This window comes from Clostridium isatidis (genome assembly GCF_002285495.1).
Taxonomy (GTDB): domain Bacteria; phylum Bacillota; class Clostridia; order Clostridiales; family Clostridiaceae; genus Clostridium; species Clostridium isatidis.
This window is the reverse complement of the sequence record NZ_CP016786.1, coordinates 1488206-1508186: the sequence shown is the minus strand read 5'-3', so window position 1 is coordinate 1508186 and position 19981 is coordinate 1488206. Positions and strand designations below refer to the sequence as shown.

Annotated in this window: 18 protein-coding genes and 1 riboswitch; of the genes, 11 read left to right on the top strand and 7 right to left on the bottom strand. The window is 28.6% G+C overall.

The window, feature by feature from the left end:
* The first annotated feature begins 4 nt into the window (after positions 1-4).
* The 4 genes from BEN51_RS07170 (at position 5) to BEN51_RS07155 (ending at position 4878) form a co-directional block, all read left to right on the top strand.
* Complete coding sequence (locus BEN51_RS07170) at positions 5-763, top strand: DeoR/GlpR family DNA-binding transcription regulator (protein WP_119865397.1); 759 nt, start codon at positions 5-7, stop codon at positions 761-763.
* A gap of 170 nt (positions 764-933) precedes the next feature.
* Positions 934-1674: an N-acetylmannosamine-6-phosphate 2-epimerase gene (locus tag BEN51_RS07165; RefSeq protein ID WP_119865396.1), complete on the top strand. Its 741-nt coding sequence runs from the start codon at positions 934-936 to the stop codon at positions 1672-1674.
* Positions 1674-3953 (top strand): pyruvate formate lyase family protein, encoded by a 2280-nt coding sequence (locus BEN51_RS07160; protein ID WP_119865395.1) that lies wholly within the window; start codon positions 1674-1676, stop codon positions 3951-3953. Before BEN51_RS07165 ends, BEN51_RS07160 begins: the two co-directional genes overlap by 1 nt.
* A gap of 25 nt (positions 3954-3978) precedes the next feature.
* The gene (locus BEN51_RS07155; protein WP_119865394.1) at positions 3979-4878 is read left to right on the top strand and encodes a glycyl-radical enzyme activating protein; all 900 of its coding nucleotides are present in this window, start codon (positions 3979-3981) and stop codon (positions 4876-4878) included.
* 121 nt (positions 4879-4999) lie between these two features.
* Here the strand turns inward: BEN51_RS07155 and manZ are convergent, their stop codons facing one another.
* From manZ to BEN51_RS07130, 5 genes are all read right to left on the bottom strand, one after another.
* Positions 5000-5821 (bottom strand): PTS mannose transporter subunit IID, encoded by an 822-nt coding sequence (manZ, locus tag BEN51_RS07150; protein ID WP_119865393.1) that lies wholly within the window; start codon positions 5819-5821, stop codon positions 5000-5002.
* Between the two features lie 17 nt (positions 5822-5838).
* On the bottom strand, positions 5839-6645 hold the full coding sequence (locus BEN51_RS07145) for a PTS mannose/fructose/sorbose transporter subunit IIC (protein ID WP_335621851.1): 807 nt from the start codon (positions 6643-6645) through the stop codon (positions 5839-5841).
* A gap of 56 nt (positions 6646-6701) precedes the next feature.
* Complete coding sequence (locus tag BEN51_RS07140) at positions 6702-7184, bottom strand: mannose/fructose/sorbose PTS transporter subunit IIB (RefSeq protein WP_119865391.1); 483 nt, start codon at positions 7182-7184, stop codon at positions 6702-6704.
* Positions 7184-7606 (bottom strand): PTS sugar transporter subunit IIA, encoded by a 423-nt coding sequence (locus BEN51_RS07135; RefSeq protein WP_119865390.1) that lies wholly within the window; start codon positions 7604-7606, stop codon positions 7184-7186. Before BEN51_RS07135 ends, BEN51_RS07140 begins: the two co-directional genes overlap by 1 nt.
* Positions 7607-7765: 159 nt before the next feature.
* Positions 7766-10600 carry a sigma 54-interacting transcriptional regulator gene (locus BEN51_RS07130; protein WP_119865389.1) on the bottom strand — a complete coding sequence of 945 codons (2835 nt, stop codon included), beginning with the start codon at positions 10598-10600 and terminating at the stop codon, positions 7766-7768.
* A 209-nt stretch (positions 10601-10809) separates the two neighbouring features.
* Here BEN51_RS07130 and BEN51_RS07125 point away from each other — a divergent pair, with 209 nt between their 5' ends.
* From BEN51_RS07125 to BEN51_RS07095, 7 genes are all read left to right on the top strand, one after another.
* Positions 10810-11316 carry a GNAT family N-acetyltransferase gene (locus BEN51_RS07125; protein ID WP_119865388.1) on the top strand — a complete coding sequence of 169 codons (507 nt, stop codon included), beginning with the start codon at positions 10810-10812 and terminating at the stop codon, positions 11314-11316.
* Complete coding sequence (locus BEN51_RS07120) at positions 11316-12269, top strand: AEC family transporter (RefSeq protein WP_119865387.1); 954 nt, start codon at positions 11316-11318, stop codon at positions 12267-12269. Before BEN51_RS07125 ends, BEN51_RS07120 begins: the two co-directional genes overlap by 1 nt.
* A gap of 78 nt (positions 12270-12347) precedes the next feature.
* Positions 12348-13271 carry an AEC family transporter gene (locus BEN51_RS07115; protein WP_119865386.1) on the top strand — a complete coding sequence of 308 codons (924 nt, stop codon included), beginning with the start codon at positions 12348-12350 and terminating at the stop codon, positions 13269-13271.
* A 484-nt stretch (positions 13272-13755) separates the two neighbouring features.
* The gene (locus tag BEN51_RS07110; protein ID WP_119865385.1) at positions 13756-15165 is read left to right on the top strand and encodes a glycoside hydrolase family 1 protein; all 1410 of its coding nucleotides are present in this window, start codon (positions 13756-13758) and stop codon (positions 15163-15165) included.
* Positions 15166-15333: 168 nt separating this feature from the next.
* Positions 15334-16182 (top strand): DegV family protein, encoded by an 849-nt coding sequence (locus BEN51_RS07105; RefSeq protein WP_119865384.1) that lies wholly within the window; start codon positions 15334-15336, stop codon positions 16180-16182.
* A 122-nt stretch (positions 16183-16304) separates the two neighbouring features.
* A complete protein-coding gene (locus BEN51_RS07100) occupies positions 16305-17018 on the top strand; it encodes a gamma-glutamyl-gamma-aminobutyrate hydrolase family protein (protein WP_119865383.1) in 714 nt (237 codons plus the stop codon).
* A 250-nt stretch (positions 17019-17268) separates the two neighbouring features.
* A complete protein-coding gene (locus BEN51_RS07095) occupies positions 17269-17781 on the top strand; it encodes a GNAT family N-acetyltransferase (RefSeq protein WP_119865382.1) in 513 nt (170 codons plus the stop codon).
* A gap of 75 nt (positions 17782-17856) precedes the next feature.
* Here the strand turns inward: BEN51_RS07095 and BEN51_RS07090 are convergent, their stop codons facing one another.
* Both BEN51_RS07090 and BEN51_RS07085 read right to left on the bottom strand, forming a co-directional pair.
* Positions 17857-18177, bottom strand: coding sequence for a hypothetical protein (locus tag BEN51_RS07090; protein WP_119865381.1), 321 nt, complete (start codon positions 18175-18177; stop codon positions 17857-17859).
* 158 nt (positions 18178-18335) lie between these two features.
* Entirely contained in the window at positions 18336-19298 is a 963-nt protein-coding gene (locus tag BEN51_RS07085) for an alpha/beta hydrolase (protein WP_119865380.1), read from the bottom strand.
* A gap of 237 nt (positions 19299-19535) precedes the next feature.
* A riboswitch (M-box (ykoK) riboswitch) is annotated at positions 19536-19697 on the top strand.
* Positions 19698-19981 lie beyond the last annotated feature (284 nt).

Below are 19981 nucleotides of genomic sequence, written 5' to 3'. Positions count from 1 at the left end.
TTATATGATAGCATCTGAAAGGAAAATATTTATAATTAATGAGTTAAATAAAAAGGGAGTTGTTAATTTAAAGGAAATAGCCGCTCAATTAAATATATCTGAGGCAACGGTTAGAAGGGATTTTGAGAAGTTAGAAAAAGAAGGAAAGTTAAAAAGAGTTCTTGGAGGAGCTACAATAACTGATGAAAATTATCCATTGTTAGATAATGCAGAATTAACAATGAATGAAAAAATTTCATTAAATTACGAAGAAAAAAATAAGATTTCAATTTATGCCTCTCAATTTGTTAAAGATGGCGATTGTGTTTTTATAGATGGTGGAACAACCTTAGTACCTTTAATTAGGTATTTATCAGAAAAGAGAATAAAGATAGTTACTCATAGTAATTTGGCAATGAGTAAGATAATAAATAATGTAAATGCTGAAATTTTTCTTATTGGAGGCTTATATCTACCTTATTATGGCATGAGTGTAGGGCCAATTGCTCAAAATATGCTGAAAAATTTTCATTTTGATCATGCTTTTATTGGCTGTTCAGGAGTAGATTTAGAGGCTGGAATTAGCTATACTACTGAAGTTGAAAGTCCTATAATGAAAACTATTGCCATGGAAAATTCAAAGCATAGTTATTTACTAATAGATTCAAGTAAGTTAGATAAAAGAGGTTTTTTTAAATTTAAAAGCTTAGATGAATTTGATAAAATTATTTGTAATTCTTCTTCAACTGAATTAGAAATACCAGAAAATTTTATATTTATTTAAAATAAAGAAAAGTAATTGAAGGATTCTTTAGCCTATTGTTAAAGGATCCTTTTTTTTATGTTTATAGTTGAATATGATTGCAAATAAATGAAAGAATATGATTGAAAATGAAATATTATTAGATTATAATATAAATATAAAATGGAAAAAATTACAAAGGAGATTGGAATATGAGAGATAAAAAGAAAGAATTATTAGAAGCATTAAAAAACGGTTTAATAGTATCTTGCCAGGTACAAAAGGATGATCCAATATATACTGAGGATATTGTTGTAAAAATGGCAGAAGCTGCAAAATGGGCAGGGGCGGTTGGAATAAGGGCAAACTCACCAGAACAAATAAGAGCAATTAAAGAAAAGGTTGATTTACCGGTGATAGGCTTATATAAAATATGGCATGAGGATACAGATGTATTTATTACTCCTACTTTAGAAGCAGCTAAAGAAGTTTGGGAAGCAGGTGCAGAAATTATAGCTCTTGATTGTACAAGCCAAATTACTCATGAAAAAACTAGGGCATATGAATTACTTCCAAAATTAAAGGCAGAAATCCCTGAAGCTATTATTTTTGCTGATATATCTACTTATGATGAGGCAGAAAGGGCAATAGAATTAGGAGCCGATATAGTAGCACCTACTTTATATGGATATACAGAAGAAACAAAAAATATAGAGGGGCCTGACTTTAGGGAATTTGCTAGAATGTGCAGGGATTTTAAAGATAGGGCTTATGTAATAATGGAAGGACATATTTATAGTCCTGAAGATGCCATAAAAGCCTTGTATTTAGGTGCTCATGCAGTTGTTGTTGGAAGTGCAATTACAAGACCTCATTTAACGGCCAAACGTTTTGTTGATCTTATGAGTGGTTATAAGGAAAATTGGAGAGAAGCTGAAAGGAGGAAGCATTAATGACTAAATTAAATGTAAATGCACCTCAAAATGCTGAAGTAAGCAAAAAGCTTCCTTGCGAAAAGCCTTTAATAGTACAATTAGAAATAATGGAGACTTATACAAAAGTTCATAAAGCCACTGCCGGTTTAGCAAAGGAATTAAGGGAAATTGAATGTTTAAAGGTATTATATCCTACACTTTTTAGAGAAATAGAAGATTGTGACAAAATTATAGGAAGATTAGATTTTCTTCCTATTGGCTTTGGTTCAGTTACTTCTATTGGTGGTGTTGGACATTACTGTGTCTTTAGTAAATTATTAGACTTTAAAAATAAGTTTGAAGATGAAAATATAAAAAAGAGAATAGATAAGCTTTATGAATATTGGCTTAAAAATGATACTAAAGCCTTATATTGTAATGATGTACTACAGGAAAATATAATAGGCGCTTTTATAGATTGTGAATATCCCTTAATTGCAACAGCTAGATTAAGTGGAATGATGTTAGATTATCATAAGCTGTTAGATTTAGGAATTGGAGGCTTGAGAGCTTTAATAGAGGAGCATTTAAAAGAGGATAAGAATAACAATTTTTATATTGCTTCCTTAAAGGCTTTAGACTTATTTGTTGACTGTGTTGAATATTTAAAGGACATGGTAAAAAGAAAGATAAAAACTGCTGACACTAAAAGAAAAAAAGAATTGAAGCTTATATATGAAAGCTTGGAAATAATAAAAAAAGACAAACCGAAATCCTTTCATCAAGCAATGCAATTATTTTGGCTTTATGCACTTCTAGCAGGAGTAATAAATTACGGCAGGCTAGATGATTATTTAGGACCATTTTTAAAAAATGATTTGGATAATAATGTAATAACTGAAGAAGAAGCAATAAGTTATATGAGGTCTCTATGGACTTTAATTGAAAATAGAAGAACTACTGTAAATGGGAGAATAATCGTAGGAGGAAAGGGAAGAAGGAATCCTGAAACTGCTGATTTATTTACAAGATTAGCTATAAGGGTTACTAGAGAATGCAAGTATGTTGAGCCTCAATTTACTTTAAGATTTTCTAAAGAAACTCCAGAGGATATTATAGATTTGGCTTTGGATAGCTTGGGAGAAGGAGTAACTTACCCAACCTTATATAATGATGATGTAAATATTCCGTCAGTTATGTATGCAATGGATGTAGATGAAAAAACTGCAGAACAGTATGTTCCCTTTGGCTGTGGTGAATTTGTAATACAAGGACAAAGTACTGGAACTCCAAATACATGTATAAATTTATTGAAATTATTAACTATTGTATTAAATCAGGGAATAGATCCAATGGATAATAAATTAAAATCAGGACCGGTTAAAATAAGACCCTTATCAGAATTTAAGACTTTTGATGACTTATATAATCAATATCTTCAGTTATTAGATTATTATTTTGACCTATCAGCTGAAGCTCAAGCCTATTCTTATAAGTTAATGAATAAAGAAGTTTCCTTTATTTTTAGCAGCATTTTAATGGATGACTGTATTTCAAGAGGAAAAGCCCTATTAGATGGTGGAGTTAGATATTTAGGTGGAACCAATGAAACTTATGGAAATATTAATACTTCAGATGCATTATATGCAATTAAGAAGTTAGTTTATGAGGACAAAAAGTATAGTTTAGAAGAATTAAATAAAGCTGCTCTAGCTAATTTTGAAGGCTACGAAAGGATAAGAAAGGATTTGCTTAATAGTGATAAGTATGGAAATGACTTAGATAGGGTTGATAATTTAGCAGTAGATTTATATGAATATGTTGCTAAAGGGATTAGAGACAGAGGAAAAAGAGTTGGGATGGATTATTATTTAATTGTTATTAGTAATAATCAGCTAAATACCGAATGGGGAAGAAGGACAGCAGCATCTTTAGATGGAAGGCTTAAGGGAATGTATATGAATCCTGCTAATAATCCTCAAGGTGGGGCAGATAAATCAGGGCCTACAGCTCTTTTAAATTCACTTGTTAAATTTAATCCTAAATATCATGGGGGCTCAGTGCAAAATATTAAGTTTACTCCAAGAATTTTTAAAGAAGAGAGGGAAAAAATTAAATCTTTATTCAAGACTTACTTTAGAAAAGGTGGATGTCAGTTAATGGTAACTGTAGTAGATAAGGGGCTTTTAGAGGATGCTGTGATACATCCAGAATTATATCCAAATTTAATAGTACGTGTTAGCGGCTTTAGTGCAATATTTGTGAATCTAGATCCAGATGTCCAGCAGGAAGTATTAAGCAGAGTTTTATATGATTAATTAGAATAGTGTGGAGATGGTAGAAATGATAAAGTTAATTGAAATTGAAAGGTTTGCCCTGCATGATGGACCTGGAATAAGGACAGTAGTTTTCTTACAAGGCTGTTCATTATATTGTCCCTGGTGTGCTAATCCTGAATCTCAGATAATTAATAAACACTTAATGCATTATAAAAATAAATGTATTAAGTGCAAAGCATGTCTTAAGGTTTGTCCGATAAAAGCAATTGATTTTAAAGGTAATAAAATTATTTTTAATAGGAAAATTTGTAATTCCTGCGATAAATGTGCTGAAGCATGTACTCAAAATGCAATAGCTTTTTGTGGAGAAGAGAAAAGCATAGAAGAAATAATTAAAGAAATTATGAAGGATAAGGATTATTATGAGGATTCGAAGGGAGGAGTAACAATATCTGGAGGGGAACCTTTTCTTCAATATAAGGAGTTGTTAGAATTATTAAGGGCTATAAAAGGAAAAAATATTCATACAGCTGTAGAAACAACAGGTAATGTAGAATATGAGAAATTTATTATGGCAGAACCCTTAATAGATTTATTCTTATTTGATATTAAGCATTTGAATAAGGATAAATTAAAAGATATAACAGGTGGAGATTTAAATAAAATAATAAAAAACTTGAATTATATAGCTTTAAAGAATCCTGATAAACTTATTGTTAGAGTTCCTGTAATACCAGACTTTAATTATGATGATAAAGTAATAAATGAAATTATGGAATTTGTCTCCTCTTATAAAATTAAAGAATTACATTTATTACCTTTCCATAATTTAGGAAAAAATAAATATGAACAGCTAGGAAGAAGTTACCTATATAAGGATATGAAGAATTTAAATAAAGCAGAGCTATTAAAATATATTGAATTAGGAGAGAGCATGAATATTAAGGTAAAAATAGGAGGGTAAATTAAGTTAACAGTGTATAGTTTTCAGTTAAAAGGGAATAATTTTAATAAAAAAGACTGCTGAAAATACAGCAGTCTTATTTTTCTAAACTCCGTGGAGTTTATTCCTTAACTGAAAATTGCTATGCCAGCCATCCTAGTGCATATCCTATTATACCTATAGCGAATATTCCGAATATTAACCAAATAGGATTAACTTTCTTCTTAAGAAGTTTCATACATAAGAAGGTAAATAATAATGGAAGTAGTCCTGGTAGTAAGGAATCTAATACGTTTTGAACAGTAGTAGTTACAGTTTCACCAGCTTGGTTAGTTATTTCAGAAACAACAACAGGAACATTTATTGTAGTCCATCTATTAACAAGAACACCCATTATAAATAGACCAAGGATAGAAGCACCTTCTGTTATTTTTTGAAGAGCTCCACCTGCCATTTCTTTTACAATGTTTGTACCTTTTTCATAACCAATTTTAATACCAAACCATCTAACAGCAAGTCTTACAATGTTAAAGCCTATGAAGAAGATAAGTGGTCCTAGTATGCTTCCTCCTAATGCAACAGTTGCACCTAGAGCTGCAAGCACTGGTCTTAATGTTCCCCAGAATATTGGATCACCAACACCAGCCAAAGGTCCCATTAAACCTACTTTAACACCATTTATAGCACCATCATCTATATCTGCTCCGTTTGCTTTTTCTTCTTCCATTGCAGCATTAATTCCTAAAATAGGAGCTGTAACGAAAGGTTGAGTATTAAAGAATTCAAGGTGTCTTTTTAGAGCTTGTTTTTGATCCTCACCTTTATATAATCTCTTTATAGCAGGAATCATTGCATAGCAATATCCTAGAGCTTGCATTCTTTCATAGTTCCAAGAACCTTGATGTAAATTAGAACGAATAAAAATACTCTTTAAATCACTTTGTGTTAATTTTTTTTCACTCATATTTATACCTCCTCCTATTAGTCTAACTCATCATCTAATTCATCATCAGCTTGAGCAGTTGCAGCAGTATTAGCTTGTACTATAGCAGTTTTATTAAATTTAGGATTTAATTCTAAGTAAATTAAAGCTGAAACAACTCCTACAATACCTAAAGCAACTAGGTTTAATTGAGAAAGAGCAGCGAATGTAAATCCTAGGAAGAAGAAAGGCATTAAGTGTTTTGCTTCCATCATGTTGATAACCATTGCATATCCAACAACTACTATTATGCCTCCACCTACTTGAAGACCTCTAGTAACAACTTCTGGAATAGCAGCTAACATATTTTGAACTGCATCTGTACCAACAAACATAGCAACTATTAAAGATGGAATAGCTACACGTAAACCTTGAACAAATAAGGCTAATATGTGACAAGCTTCAATTGCTTTAAAGTTTCCAGTATCAGCATATTTATCAGCTTGATGTTGGAAGAAGATAGTAATAGTTCTAGCAAAGATAGTTAATACTTGGCCAGCGGCAGCAAGAGGAACAGCTAGAGCAATACCAGAGTTGATGTCTTGTTTACCAGCAATAACAATGATAGTAGAAATTACACTAGCAAGAGCTGCATCTGGAGCCATGGCGGCGCCTATATTCATCCAGCCAAGGGCTAACATTTCAAGAGTACCACCAATAATAATGCCTGTTTTTAAGTCACCTAGAATAAGTCCTGTTAGTGTACATGCTACTAATGGTCTGTGAGTTTGAAACTCATCGAGAACGCTTCCTATCCCTGCAATTAATGCAACTAGGAAGATAAGAATAATTTGTAGAAAGTTAATTTCCATGAATTAGTCCTCCTTTTTATATAAATTTTAATTTAAAACATAATTAATAATTACAGGTTTTCTAATAAAGGCATGATATAAGATTTTTTATCAGAAGCAACAACTCTTATTTCAAGTTCTATATTTTTGTCATTAAGGGCTTTAAAAGCATCAATATCTTCTTGATTTACAGAAATAGCACCAGTTATTTGAGTTTTACCGCTCTTAAAAGACATTCCTCCAATGTTAACGCTCTTTATATCTGTTCCAGCTTCAACCAATCTTAATACATCCTTAGGACATGTAAATAATAATATTGCTATATCGTTTTCATGCTTAGGGTTTTTAAGTACTCTTGCAGCTTTATCTATGCTGACAACATGTGCTTTTACTCCTGGTGGGGCTACTTGAGTCAATATAGTTTTTCTAAGTTCATCCTTTGCAATATCATCGTTACAAACAATGATTCTGTTACATTTGGTCACTTTAGACCATACAGTAACAACTTGTCCATGTATAAGCCTGTCGTCAATTCTTGCTAAAGCAATTTTCATTATAATTCATCCTCCTTTAAATCTTGTTCATTACTTTTTAATAATTTTTTAACTGACTCTTTGCCAGCATTTTCAGCAATTTCAACTAATTCTTTAATTGTGACAGTATCTTTAGCTGCAAAAACCTCTAATAGCATAGGAAGGTTAGTGCCTGTTATTAGTTCTATTTTTTCATTTTTTAATGCTATCATACTAGCTGCATTAAAGGGGCTTCCTCCAAAAATATCAACCATAATTAAAGCTCCATCACTGCAATCCAACTCATTTAAGAGCTTATTGTATTTTTCAATTAAATCATCAGTGCCTTCACCTGCTACAAAGGATACAGTAGCAACATTTTTTTGTTTTCCAAAAATCATTTCAGAGGATTTTAATAGCTCTTTTGAAAATGATCCATGAGTTGCTATGATTACTGCTATCAATTAATATCATCTCCTTCCTTAAATTTCTTCACTATTATATATAGCAAAAAAGATGCCAATTATGTGTATCAGAGTTAAAATTTTCATCTGAACTAGCATAATTGGCACTTTATATAAATATAAAATTTTTATTTGATACAGATAAAATAAAAATTGATACTAATTTTTGGGAATTTCTGTTACATAAGCATTAAAAGTATCAGTAAGTTGATACTCTTTAATAATATCAACCATGTAATATAGCTCGTCTTCTGATAATTCTAAAGATAAAGCTTTTTTAAATATTAAATTAGCATCTTTTAGTGTATCAAAATATAATTTGTCTAAAGGATTACTTTTTCCGTTATAGGTCAGTTCATTTTTTAAGATAACTCTTTCTAAGGCACAAGCTAAATGAGTCATAATACTAAGTCTCTTATTATTTTTATATCCAATATCAAGAGAGTTTTCTATAAAATCTATAAAATTTTTTAAGAGTGGATATATTTTTTCTGGATTAAGGAAAGTGACAAGTTCTCTTAAGCTTTGTTTACAAAGAGTTTCCAAAGCTATAATATTATTTTTATCAGTATAAGAAATATTTTTTCCTTTAATTATATTTTTTAATTTTGCTTCACCTGTTCCATTAATTAAGTCTTCTATAGATATAAAAGGAAAACCTAAGTTTGGATTTATAATGCCTACTATAGCGATAATTTTATTTGATTTTAATATTTCATTTATAGATCTATTAACGTCTTTAACTCCAACAGGAATCACGGTAATATTATAATCTGCTATTGTATTTATTATATTATCAACTAATTCTTTTAATTTGATAGCAGTCCCTTTTCCTGTTGAACAGATGGTAACTATAACGCCATCATTAATATAATTATCATCATCGCTGCTCATTGTATAAGCTCTAAAATCTTTTAATAAATATGAATGAACTGAAATTAAATCAGTGTCATATAAGGAACATTTTCTGGCTGCTTCTAAAACTAAAGGAGTAGATACCATATCAATGCTTCTTGTTATTATATTAGTTCTTTCAGTAATAACATCTCCAAAACTATTTAAGGATCCCATATCAACTAATAGTAGTACCCCTTTACCTTCATCTACTTGTTTAACTTTTGAAATAACTTCTTCAAGAATATCAAAAGGTTTCTTTTCAAGGGGCATATCCACAGCTAAAATATTGTCTGTTTCAAATAGTTTTTTAGCTACGTTTACCATACTTGTGGCAGTACTATCTCCGTGGGCAGCAACTACAATTCCAACTCTTTTTTGTATAGATGAATCTTGTATTGAGGTTAAAATAATAGCTAAATATTCTATTTCTATCTTAGGAATAGATAAGTTAAATCTTTTTTCCATTAAATAATGAATTTCTTTAGCTATTTTATACTCCTTACTATTAGTAGAAATAGGTATTTCAACATAGGAATTTAGTTTATCAGCTTTACTTTTTAACCTTTTAAATAGAGAACTAAAATGAAGGCTTACAGCATAAATAAAACGTTCATTTAAAGCTTTATTAAGTCTTCCTTCTACAAGAATTTTTATTTCTTCTGCAAAGTCTACTATATCTTTATCAACTATTTTAAGCAATCCTTCTTTAAGATTTTTATTTCTTTTCAAATTATTATAGAATTTATTTAAATCATTATTTATATCTGAAGTAATACATGACTTTATATCTTCATCAGTCATACCTTTATCTTTTAATTCGCCTGCTCTTTTTTCTATAGTATCATATATATTAAAGGGTGGTTCGTAGGTATCGTTTTCAAAGGGTATATATTCAAAAGGCATATCATTATTAGGATCTATAGTAATAGTATTAGGAATTAAATTCCAAACATTATTTTTATTATTAGAAAAAGAAACAATCCCTTTTTTTATATTTGATGGAAGTAAGTCTAAGTTTATATTTATTATATCTCCGCTATTAAGGGTATTTAAAAATCCTTTAGCACAAGCTAATTGAATATTTGATTTTAATTGACCAGCATTTCCATAACTAGTACTTCCTATAAAAGCTTTTACTGCTTCTGCTGATATTTTTATTGGTTTATTTATCCTTTGGGCTTCCTGCCTAAATAGAAATTCGACCAATTCTATTTGATCTTCAAGGGTTCTCTCGCTAAAATCAGGGATTTTTATTATTACAGGAATTCTTCGCATAAAAGTATTTAATAATGTTGAACTTGGATCTTCAGTTGTTGCACCGATTAATAGGACTTTTGCTTTATGGCCCCTCCCTGTTTCGCCTAGTTTATTATAGCTGCCAGTATCCATAAAATAAAAAATCATTTCTTGACCTTCAGGTGGTAATCTATGAATTTCATCTAAAAACAATATTCCACCATCAGCTTTTTGTATAATTCCTTCTGTATTAAAATCAGCTCCAGTAAAAGAACCTTTAACATGTCCAAAAATATGAGATAAAAGAAGCTGAGGATTATTAGAGTAGTCGGCACAGTTGAAAACTATAAAAGGTGAATCTTTGGTAAGTCGATTTTTATATTTGGCATATTTGTACATAATGTTAGCAAATAAGCTTTTACCAACACCAGTACTACCTATAATTAATGTATGAAGACCATTTGGAGGATACATTAAAGCAGCTTTAGCTTGTTCAATTTGATTTTTTAAACTTCTATCATGTCCAATTAAATAGTTAAAGGGAGATTGATCTTCAATTTTTTCTTTTTTATTAATTAAGGCTTGGATATTAGTTATTTCCCTAATATCATCTTTTAATTTTATGCTTAAGACTTTTTCAAACAATTCTCTAGGATAGTAAATTACAGGTTTGCTTTTTATTTTTATTACTTTATTGTTTTTACAAAGGATATTAAGTTCTTTTGATACATTATTTCTTAATATGTTTAATTCTTTGCCGATTTGAAGAGCTGTAAATCCATTATAATTTAAGATATCATCCTTTGTAAGATGTTTAGAATTTTTAAGAATATAATTATATATTTTTTCAATACGTTTCATAAAACACCCCGCCCAAACTTAATAATGGCTATAATACCATATTAATACAATTATTTAAATAACTCAATGATTTGTATATTAAAGGATTAATTTACTTTAAAAAGAAATATATCGTAAAAAATAATTAAATTTGATATTTAATATTTAGATATAGTTGTGATTAAGGTATAATAAATGAATATAATTTAAAATTTAGAAAGGGACTAATCATGAAGTTAAGAAAATCAAAGGAAAAAGATATCAAGGATATTATGGAAATAATTAAAGAAGCACAAGCATATTTAAAAGAAATGAAAATAGATCAGTGGCAGAATGGATATCCCAATGAAGAGGTTATTAGAAAGGATATATTAAATGGATATAGTTATGTTCTGACGGATAAGGATAAGGTTATTGCAACTGTTGCTTTATCTTTTGATGGAGAACCTACATATAATGAGATTTATGAAGGCAGTTGGTTAACTGATAATGAATATGCTGTTATACATAGAATAGCTGTAACAAAAGAAATGAAAGGTAAAAATATAGCTTCTATAATATTAAAAAGAATAGAAGAAATTTGCAAAGAAAGATTTATAAAAAGTATTAAGATTGATACTCATGAAGATAACCTATCAATGCAAAGACTGCTAAAGAAGAATAACTTTAAATATTGTGGAGTTATATATTTAGAAGGAAAGGTAAAAAGAATAGCTTTTGAAAAGGAGATAAACTAATGAATATTGATGCACTAATAGAAACAATGCTAGTTTTATTTATAGTAATAATTGTAGGATATGCAGCAAATAAAAAGGGAATTTTAGATAAGAATAGCAATGCTAAATTATCAGATTTAGTATTAAAAATAACCTCCCCAGCCTTAATTATTAGCTCAGTTTTAAATAGCGAGCAGACAGGTGATAAGAAAGAAATATTTAATATGCTTTTTGCTGGAGTTATATTATATTTGACTTTAATCATAATTTCTAAATTAATTATAAAGGTATTTAGATTGAATAATGAAAATGGAGCTATATATGAATTAATGCTCGTTTTTGTTAATGCAACTTTTATGGGATATCCAATTTTAAGTGCAATTTATGGAGAAAACGCAATATTTTCTTTCTCTATATTACACATGCCCTTTAATATATTAATTTATTCCTATGGGGTATATCAATTTCAAAAAGATAGAACTAAAGATGCGAATTCATCAAAGGATCAAAATAAAAACTCTATTGATTGGAAGATCTTAATAAACCCAGGTATTATATCTGCAGTTATTGCCTTAATAATATTCTTATTTGACCTTAAGTTTCCAGCGGTTATTAAGGATGCCTTTAGTCTAGTAGGGGGAGCTACAGTTCCAATATCAATGATGCTAATAGGATCATCTTTAGCTTTAATACCAATAAAGGATGTATTTAGTGATTCAAAGATTTATATTTTATCTGCAATAAAGCTAATAGCAATGCCTTTTATTATTTACTTTTTATCTAATTTAATTTTTAAAGATGAAATAATAATTGGATTTTTAACTGTATCAGCAGCTTTACCCACTGCTTCAATGATAGTAATGTTTGCAAATCAATATAATAAAAATATTAAATCTGCTTCATCAGGTGTTTTTATTACTACAATATTATCTATTATTACTATTCCCCTTATAATATCTTTGCTATTAATATAAGTACATAATTATAAAAAATATAAGCAAAAAAAAGATTACTAAATAAGATAATAATATAGCAATTAAAGGAAGAATAACATGAATATTAGTGAAATATTTACAATAATGATAGTCTTATTTAGTATGATTTTGCTCGGATATTTTATAAATAAATTAAAGATTCTAGACAAAAATACAAACAATAAACTTTCAGAATTAATATTAAAGATAACAACACCAGCCCTTATTATTAATTCTGCTCTTGGACAAAGTCCTTCAATAAGCAGGAAGGAAATAATAACTATATTGTTATTGGGAATTGGATTATATCTATTTTTAATTGTGTTTGGAAGATTAATTGTTACTGTATTCCAAATGAAGGGTGAAAACAGTGGAATTTATCAGCTTATGATAATTATTGCCAACACTGGATTTATAGGTTATCCAGTTTTAAGTGCCTTGTATGGAAATTCTTCGATTTTTCCATTTTCAATTTTGCATATACCATTTAATGTAGTTTTATTTTCCTATGGAATTTATATAACTCAAAAGGGTAAAGAAAATATTAAATTTGATATTAAATCAGCTGTAAATCCATGCGTAATAGCGGCTTTAATATCACTTTTAATTTTCCTATTAGAAATAAGAGTTCCAGAAATATTTAATAGAATTTTTGGCTTGATAGGGGAAACGACTATACCATTATCAATGTTATTAATAGGTTCTTTTTTAGCTTCTATAAATATAAAAGATATATTTATCGATTTTAAAATATATATTATTTCTATTATTAAATTATTAGTATTGCCATTTATTATGTATTTTTTATCTAAGCTTATTATTGATAATAATTTAATTATAGCTTATTTAACTTTATCTGTTGCCTTGCCAACAGGACCATCTATTATGATAATGGTAAATCAATATAGCAAAAATGAAGATAAAGCTGCTGTTGGAGTATTTATAACAACGATATTATCTATAGTGACAATTCCATTAATTATTTATATTTTGCTTATATAAAGAGCTGATTATTTGCAGCTCTTTAGTTTTATAAAAATATGTAAAAAGATAAAAAAATAATAAAGAGTATTGTCAAAATAATAACAATGAGCTACAATTATATTGTGTAAAATTAATCTATATTTAATAAGGTATAAATAGAAATGATTTAACTAAAAGCATTTTAGCATAATCTGCTAATAATTAAAAAGCAAATGCTACTAAAAATAATTTGTTACAATATTAACAAAAAATAAATAATATTAATAGTGTATTAAATAAAGTATTAATAATTATAATATTAATTTTAAAAATAGGTATCTTCATATATTTTTTATAAAAATATGATGATTTCATAAATTATTCCCCTTAATAAGGAGCGCATTTGCGCTCTTTATTTTTATAGGTTCTTTTCAAAATTAGAAAATAATTTAAAGAATTATAATATAAAATCAAATTAAGGTTAAATTAGTAATAAAACTTTAGCAATATAAGGAGGAGTTTTATGGAAAAAAGATTTCCAGAAGGATTTTTATGGGGAGGAGCAGTAGCTGCAAACCAGTGTGAAGGGGCTTATAATGAGGATGGTAAGGGGATTTCAATTCAAGATTTAGCTCCTAAAGGCATATATGGATCTATTACTGATGAACCGACAGAAGATAATATGAAGTTAATTGGAATTGATTTTTATCATAGATATAAAGAAGATATAAAATTATTTGCAGAAATGGGATTTAAAGTGTTTAGATTTTCAATAGCTTGGTCTAGAATATTTCCAAATGGAGATGATAAGGAAGCAAATGAAAAGGGCTTAAAATTCTATGATAATCTTTTAGATGAATTAGAGAAGTATGGAATAGAGCCTTTGATAACTTTATCTCATTATGAAACGCCTCTTGCATTAGCTAAAAATTATAATGGTTGGACTAACAGAAAGTTGATTGGTTTTTTTGAGAAATATGTAAAAACCGTATTTACTAGATACAAGGATAGAGTAAAGTATTGGTTAACTTTCAATGAAATAAATTCAGCCTTAAGGGCTCCTTACTCTAGTGCAGCCATATGGACGCCTAAGGAAGAATTAAGCCTTCAAGATCTTTATCAAGCAATGCATCACGAGCTAGTTGCAAGTGCCCTTGCTGTTAAAATAGGACATGAAATAAATCCAGATTTTAAAATTGGATGTATGATACTTGGAACCCCAATCTATCCATTAACTCCCAATCCAAAGGATGTTTTAAAAGCATTAGAAAATAATAGGGAAAGCTTATTTTTTGCTGATGTCTATGCAAGAGGAAAGTACCCAAGATATATGAATAGATTCTTTAAAGAAAATAATATTAGTTTAGATATAACTCCTGAAGATGAAGAAATATTGAAGAATACTGTAGATTTTATATCCTTTAGTTATTATATGAGCAGCTGTGCAACAGCAGATATAAGTAAGGTAGAAGGAGAAGGCAACATAATAGCAGGTTTTCCAAACCCTTATTTAGAGGCTTCAGAATGGGGATGGCAAATAGATCCTGAGGGGTTAAGATATCTACTTAATACCTTATATGATAGATATGAAAAGCCGTTATTTATTGTTGAAAATGGCCTTGGGGCAGTTGATGAATTAATAACTGATGAAAATGGAAATAAAACGGTAAATGATGATTATAGAATTAAGTATTTAAATGATCATTTAATTCAAGTAAGAGAAGCAATAGAAGATGGTGTTGAGATTATAGGATATACAACTTGGGGATGTATAGATTTAGTCAGCTTTACAACTGCAGAACTTAAAAAAAGATATGGTTTTATATATGTTGACAGGCATGATGATGGAACTGGTAGCTTAGAGAGATATAAAAAGAAAAGCTTTTATTGGTATAAAAAAGTAATTGAAACTAATGGAGAAAGCCTAGTTTAGGACATATTTGGCTGCTAAATTTTTAGCAGCCTTTTTAAATAAATAGTATACACTGTCAAAAGCTGATGAAATGTTTATAAATATGTTGACACTTATTATATATCATGGTAATCTGAGAACGAACATATTTATAAAAAACTAATAAAAAATACGGATGGGGATATAATAATGATAAAAATTCTTTCTGATTCTTCGACTTTGTACTCAATCAAAGAGGAACAAGCTAATAACATAGATATAGCACCTTTGCAAGTAACTATAAATAATAAAACTTATACAGAATTTGAAGATATAGATTCTAAACAATTAATTGATCTAATAAATGAAGGACATGTTCCTAAGTCTTCACAACCTTCTATAGGAAAGGTTTTGGAACTTTATCAAAGATATCCAGAAGATGAAATAATAAATATTTCAATGGCAGATGGTCTTTCAGGAACTTTTCAATCGGCATATACAGCTAAAAATTTAGATGAAAATTCAGAAAGAATTGAAGTAATAAATTCTAAAACTCTTTGTGGACCTCACCGATATCTAGTAGACTTAGCAGTAAAGCTTGTTGAAAAAGGGTATACAAAGGAGAGAATAATAAAAGATATAAAAGAACTTATTGAGTCATCTAAATCTTTTTTAATTCCTAATGATTTTGATTTCTTGGTAAGGGGAGGAAGGTTATCACATATAGTAGGAAAGATTGGTAGTGCTATTAAATTAGTACCTGTTTTATCTCTTTCTAAGGATGGGACAACTTTAGAAAAGTTTGCTACAACAAGATCTTTTAAAAAGGCCATGGCTAAAATTTGTGATTATTTACATGAATTGAAGGTTGATGACAGCTATAAAATATATATTACTCATGGATTTAGTGAAAATTTAGCAAAGGAAGCAAAGGAAATTTTATTAAATAAGATAAAAAATGCAGATATAGTTACAAGAATTTTAAGCCCAGCCTTTATTACTCAAGGAGGACCAGGCTGTGTTGCAATCCAAGTAATAAAAAGACATGTTATTGATTAAATGAACTTAGTAAAATACTAGGTTCTTTTTTATATGATATTCTTAAAACAAATTATGTAGATTTATCATATAATAGATATTAATGTACAAAAGAAAAAAATATGTAGAAAGGAGAGAGAAAAATGAATAAACCAATAATAGGGGTATTTTCACTTTCTAGTTATGAAAGTCCAGCCAACGATAAAATATTTTATTATGCAGAGGCGGTTAGGGATGCTGGGGGAATACCCTTTATTGTGCCTATTATAAAAAATATAAAGGATATTGAAAATTTGGTTAATAAATTTGATGGCTTTTTATTTACAGGAGGTCAGGATATAGATCCTAAATTATATAATGAGGAGAAAAGAGAATATTGTGAAGTTCCATATAAAGATAGAGATTGCATGGAAATAATAGCTTTAAAAAGTGTGATAGAAAAGGAAAAGCCTTTACTTGCTGTTTGCAGAGGATTTCAACTATTAAATGCTATATTAGGAGGCTCTTTATATCAAGATATAAAATTTGACAAAAATAATGGAAGAGATAGTTACCACTTGGATAAGAAAAATACTTTTAATGAGAGCCATAAGGTTAAAATTATTAAAAATTCTTTATTGGGAGAAATAATAAATAATAAAGAGTTTTTAGGAGTTAATAGTATACATCATCAAGGAATAAAAACTTTAGCACCTTCTTTAAAAGAAGCTGCAATATCAGAAGATGGATTAATTGAGAGTGTTTATATGGAAGGGAAAAAATTTATTTTAGGAGTTCAATGGCATCCAGAATTATTATATACAAAATATGATGAGCATTATAGTATATTTAAGAAATTTATAGAAAGCTGTAATTAATAGAAAACACTCTAGTTTTGGAATAAAAAAACATTTAATTCATTTTAATGGAAATTAAATACTAAAAATGGAAAATATAAGGTAATGCGATAAAGATTGGAATTGTTTGATAAATGTAGATAAAAAGAGTTAAAATTCAGTAATCCTATTTTTTGATTTTTACTCCTTAGCTAAAAGATAGTACTATAGATATAAATTACTAGTAAAAATAAAAAGTTTGCAAACTGAGAATAGCTAAGGAGTGTACTTTGTGAAATCAAAGGATATTAGTTTGTGTAGTGAAGTGTATAAGTCTGATGTTGAAAAAATATACTATTGGTTAAATGATGAGGAAATAATAAGTTGCTTAAATGAAGATAAAAATGTAAAAAGAAATTTGCTGAATATAATAAATAGAGTAAATATGCCTATTTTAACTCATCTTTTCAACAATAATTGTAGATTTTTTATAATTAAGGATACATATCAATCTGTTGGCTTTATAAGATTAATACCTAAAATAGAGAAGGCAGAAGTAGTAATTGTAGTAGGTGAAAAGGCACTTTGGGGAAATGGAATAGGACATAATGCAATGATTGAACTTTTAAAGGTGGCCTTTTTTGAAATGAGATATAATGCAGTAATAGCAAAGATAAAAAAATCAAATTTAAGATCACATAATTTATTTAAGGGAATTGGATTTAATAAAGTAAGAGAGCTAGAAAAAGAAATAGAATATCATATAAACTTGGAGAGTTTTTTAAAGAATATAAAGATAGCATAGGAAAGTATGATAAGGTGAATTTTATAAAGGGACTGTATTTGACAGTCCCTATTGTGTTTTCATTTATTTGTTTTATTATGATAATATCCAATTTTCAACTTCTGGAGTTAAAGATGAAACATCATCTTTATCAATTTTGCTAACGAAAAGTAAATCTCCTGTTTGTATAAATTTTTGAAGTTTTTCTGTTATTTCCTTTGCTGTAAACTCACTTTTCACTAAGTAACTATCTGGCATAAAATTTGCCCAAGGACCTAAAGATTTGATGGTAGCAACTATATCATAATTATCTCTATGATTATGACTCTCATGATTGTGTCCGCATCCACAGTCTTCAGAATGTTCATGGTGATTATGCTCTTCCCTTAAATAAAATAATATTGCATATACGTTCATAGTTTTACCTGCTTTCTTAATTTAATATTTTTATAGCCATTAATAATATAACACTGGAGCTCTATTATTTATACACTAGGATTGCTATTTATTTAATACTTTTATCAAATTCAAGGTTGTTTATTTATCTTCGATTTTATTTTTGCACCGGGAAGAGTTTATGAGTATTTTGCAATAAAGTTATTTATTGAATTCCAATAAGTATCTGGATCTTGAATAACGCATTTTGCATGATCAGCACCTAGTATAGTAATCTTTTCTTTAGGACAATTAGCTGCATTATACAATTTATCCATCATTTCGTAAGGAACATAATCATCTTTATCTCCATGAATAAATAAAATTGGAGTTTTTGATTTTGCAACTTGATTAATAACAGAAGCTCTTTTTAGATTATAACCAGCTCTAATTCTAGTAACAACAGAAGCTGCATGCAGAAAAGGGAAGTTTGGCAGCTTAAACTTTTGCTTTAATTGGTAAGTAAATTCTTCCCAAACAGAAGAATAACCACAGTCAGCAATTATTACTTTAACATTTGATGGAAGTTCTTCACCAGAAACCATACATGCAGTTGCTGCTCCCATTGATACTCCGTGTAAAATTATTTTAGCATTTGAATTTTCTTTAATGATGAAATTTATCCATTTAATAATATCAAGTCTATCATGCCATCCCATGCCTATATAATTTCCTTCACTATAACCATGGGCTCTTAAATCGGGTATTAAAACATTGTAACCTTCTTCATAAAATTTTTTTGCATAATTAGTCATTTCCGCTCCATCAGAATTATATCCGTGAATAGTTATAACCCAATTATCTGTTTTAGAAGGATTTAGAATTTTATAAGCATGTAATGTTAAATTATCAAAGGATTTAATAGTTACATTTTCATAATTTGATTCATATTTAAGCCAGTGCATATCCCCTAATATTACTTCGTGAGGAATATCTATATTTTCATTTAAGTCTAAAGCTTCTGCTTTCATTTCATTTTTTGGTCCAGAAATTTTTTTATTTATTGCATAATTATAAAAGTAGTTCCCTATATAAGCTAAAGCACTAGTTGTTAAAGCACCAGCTGCAAAGGAGATTAGTTTTAATTTATCTTTTTTATTCATAATACCTCCTTGAAAGATCAGAATTATCTATAATGTTATTATATACATAAATCTTATTTTAAAGATAGAAATATTATAAAATATATAGTAGGTTTTATTTAATATTTTAATAAGAATTTTTAATATATTATTAAATGATAAAAAATATAGGAAATATTTTAAGAAATTATGATTTATTAATTTGAAGAAGAGTTGACAAGCTTATGTAGATGTTATAATATGAACTAGAAAGAAAAGTTAATAATTCGGTAGGTGAGGTTACCATGAGGATAAGGGTTGCTGCCGCGAAATAGTGGAGACACTATAAGAAGGTTAGCAGTTTATGTCGAAACCAAGGCGTAGACTAATGCAATTTCATCGCCTTATGGAGCTGAAGCTTGAACGATGATGAAGTGATAATATAATTTTGCTTTATTACATTAAATTTATATAATATTTTATTAGTTTACTCACCTTACTGTATTTCAGTAAGGTTTTTTTATTAATTTTTATTGTGGAGGTGAAGAGGAATGGAAGAGGGAAATAGTAAGGCAATGGACCCTTTGGAGGGAAATAGAAATTTTCTAGATAAAAGGGGAAATCCATTCCTCTTTTAGATTAAAAATTAATATTTAACATTCCTTCTTTCGGGTCTATGCCTTTACCTAATCTTGTATTTTTCAAATTTTAAGATTAAGGAGGTA

What these genes read in the sequence shown, in the direction of transcription:
- BEN51_RS07170 (WP_119865397.1), top strand. Translation starts at nt 5, where the DNA reads ATGATAGCATCTGAAAGGAAAATATTTATAATTAATGAGTTAAATAAA.
- BEN51_RS07165 (WP_119865396.1), top strand. Translation starts at nt 934, where the DNA reads ATGAGAGATAAAAAGAAAGAATTATTAGAAGCATTAAAAAACGGTTTA.
- BEN51_RS07160 (WP_119865395.1), top strand. Translation starts at nt 1,674, where the DNA reads ATGACTAAATTAAATGTAAATGCACCTCAAAATGCTGAAGTAAGCAAA.
- BEN51_RS07155 (WP_119865394.1), top strand. Translation starts at nt 3,979, where the DNA reads ATGATAAAGTTAATTGAAATTGAAAGGTTTGCCCTGCATGATGGACCT.
- manZ (WP_119865393.1), bottom strand. Translation starts at nt 5,821, where the DNA reads ATGAGTGAAAAAAAATTAACACAAAGTGATTTAAAGAGTATTTTTATT.
- BEN51_RS07140 (WP_119865391.1), bottom strand. Translation starts at nt 7,184, where the DNA reads ATGAAAATTGCTTTAGCAAGAATTGACGACAGGCTTATACATGGACAA.
- BEN51_RS07130 (WP_119865389.1), bottom strand. Translation starts at nt 10,600, where the DNA reads ATGAAACGTATTGAAAAAATATATAATTATATTCTTAAAAATTCTAAA.
- BEN51_RS07125 (WP_119865388.1), top strand. Translation starts at nt 10,810, where the DNA reads ATGAAGTTAAGAAAATCAAAGGAAAAAGATATCAAGGATATTATGGAA.
- BEN51_RS07120 (WP_119865387.1), top strand. Translation starts at nt 11,316, where the DNA reads ATGAATATTGATGCACTAATAGAAACAATGCTAGTTTTATTTATAGTA.
- BEN51_RS07115 (WP_119865386.1), top strand. Translation starts at nt 12,348, where the DNA reads ATGAATATTAGTGAAATATTTACAATAATGATAGTCTTATTTAGTATG.
- BEN51_RS07110 (WP_119865385.1), top strand. Translation starts at nt 13,756, where the DNA reads ATGGAAAAAAGATTTCCAGAAGGATTTTTATGGGGAGGAGCAGTAGCT.
- BEN51_RS07105 (WP_119865384.1), top strand. Translation starts at nt 15,334, where the DNA reads ATGATAAAAATTCTTTCTGATTCTTCGACTTTGTACTCAATCAAAGAG.
- BEN51_RS07100 (WP_119865383.1), top strand. Translation starts at nt 16,305, where the DNA reads ATGAATAAACCAATAATAGGGGTATTTTCACTTTCTAGTTATGAAAGT.
- BEN51_RS07090 (WP_119865381.1), bottom strand. Translation starts at nt 18,177, where the DNA reads ATGAACGTATATGCAATATTATTTTATTTAAGGGAAGAGCATAATCAC.
- BEN51_RS07085 (WP_119865380.1), bottom strand. Translation starts at nt 19,298, where the DNA reads ATGAATAAAAAAGATAAATTAAAACTAATCTCCTTTGCAGCTGGTGCT.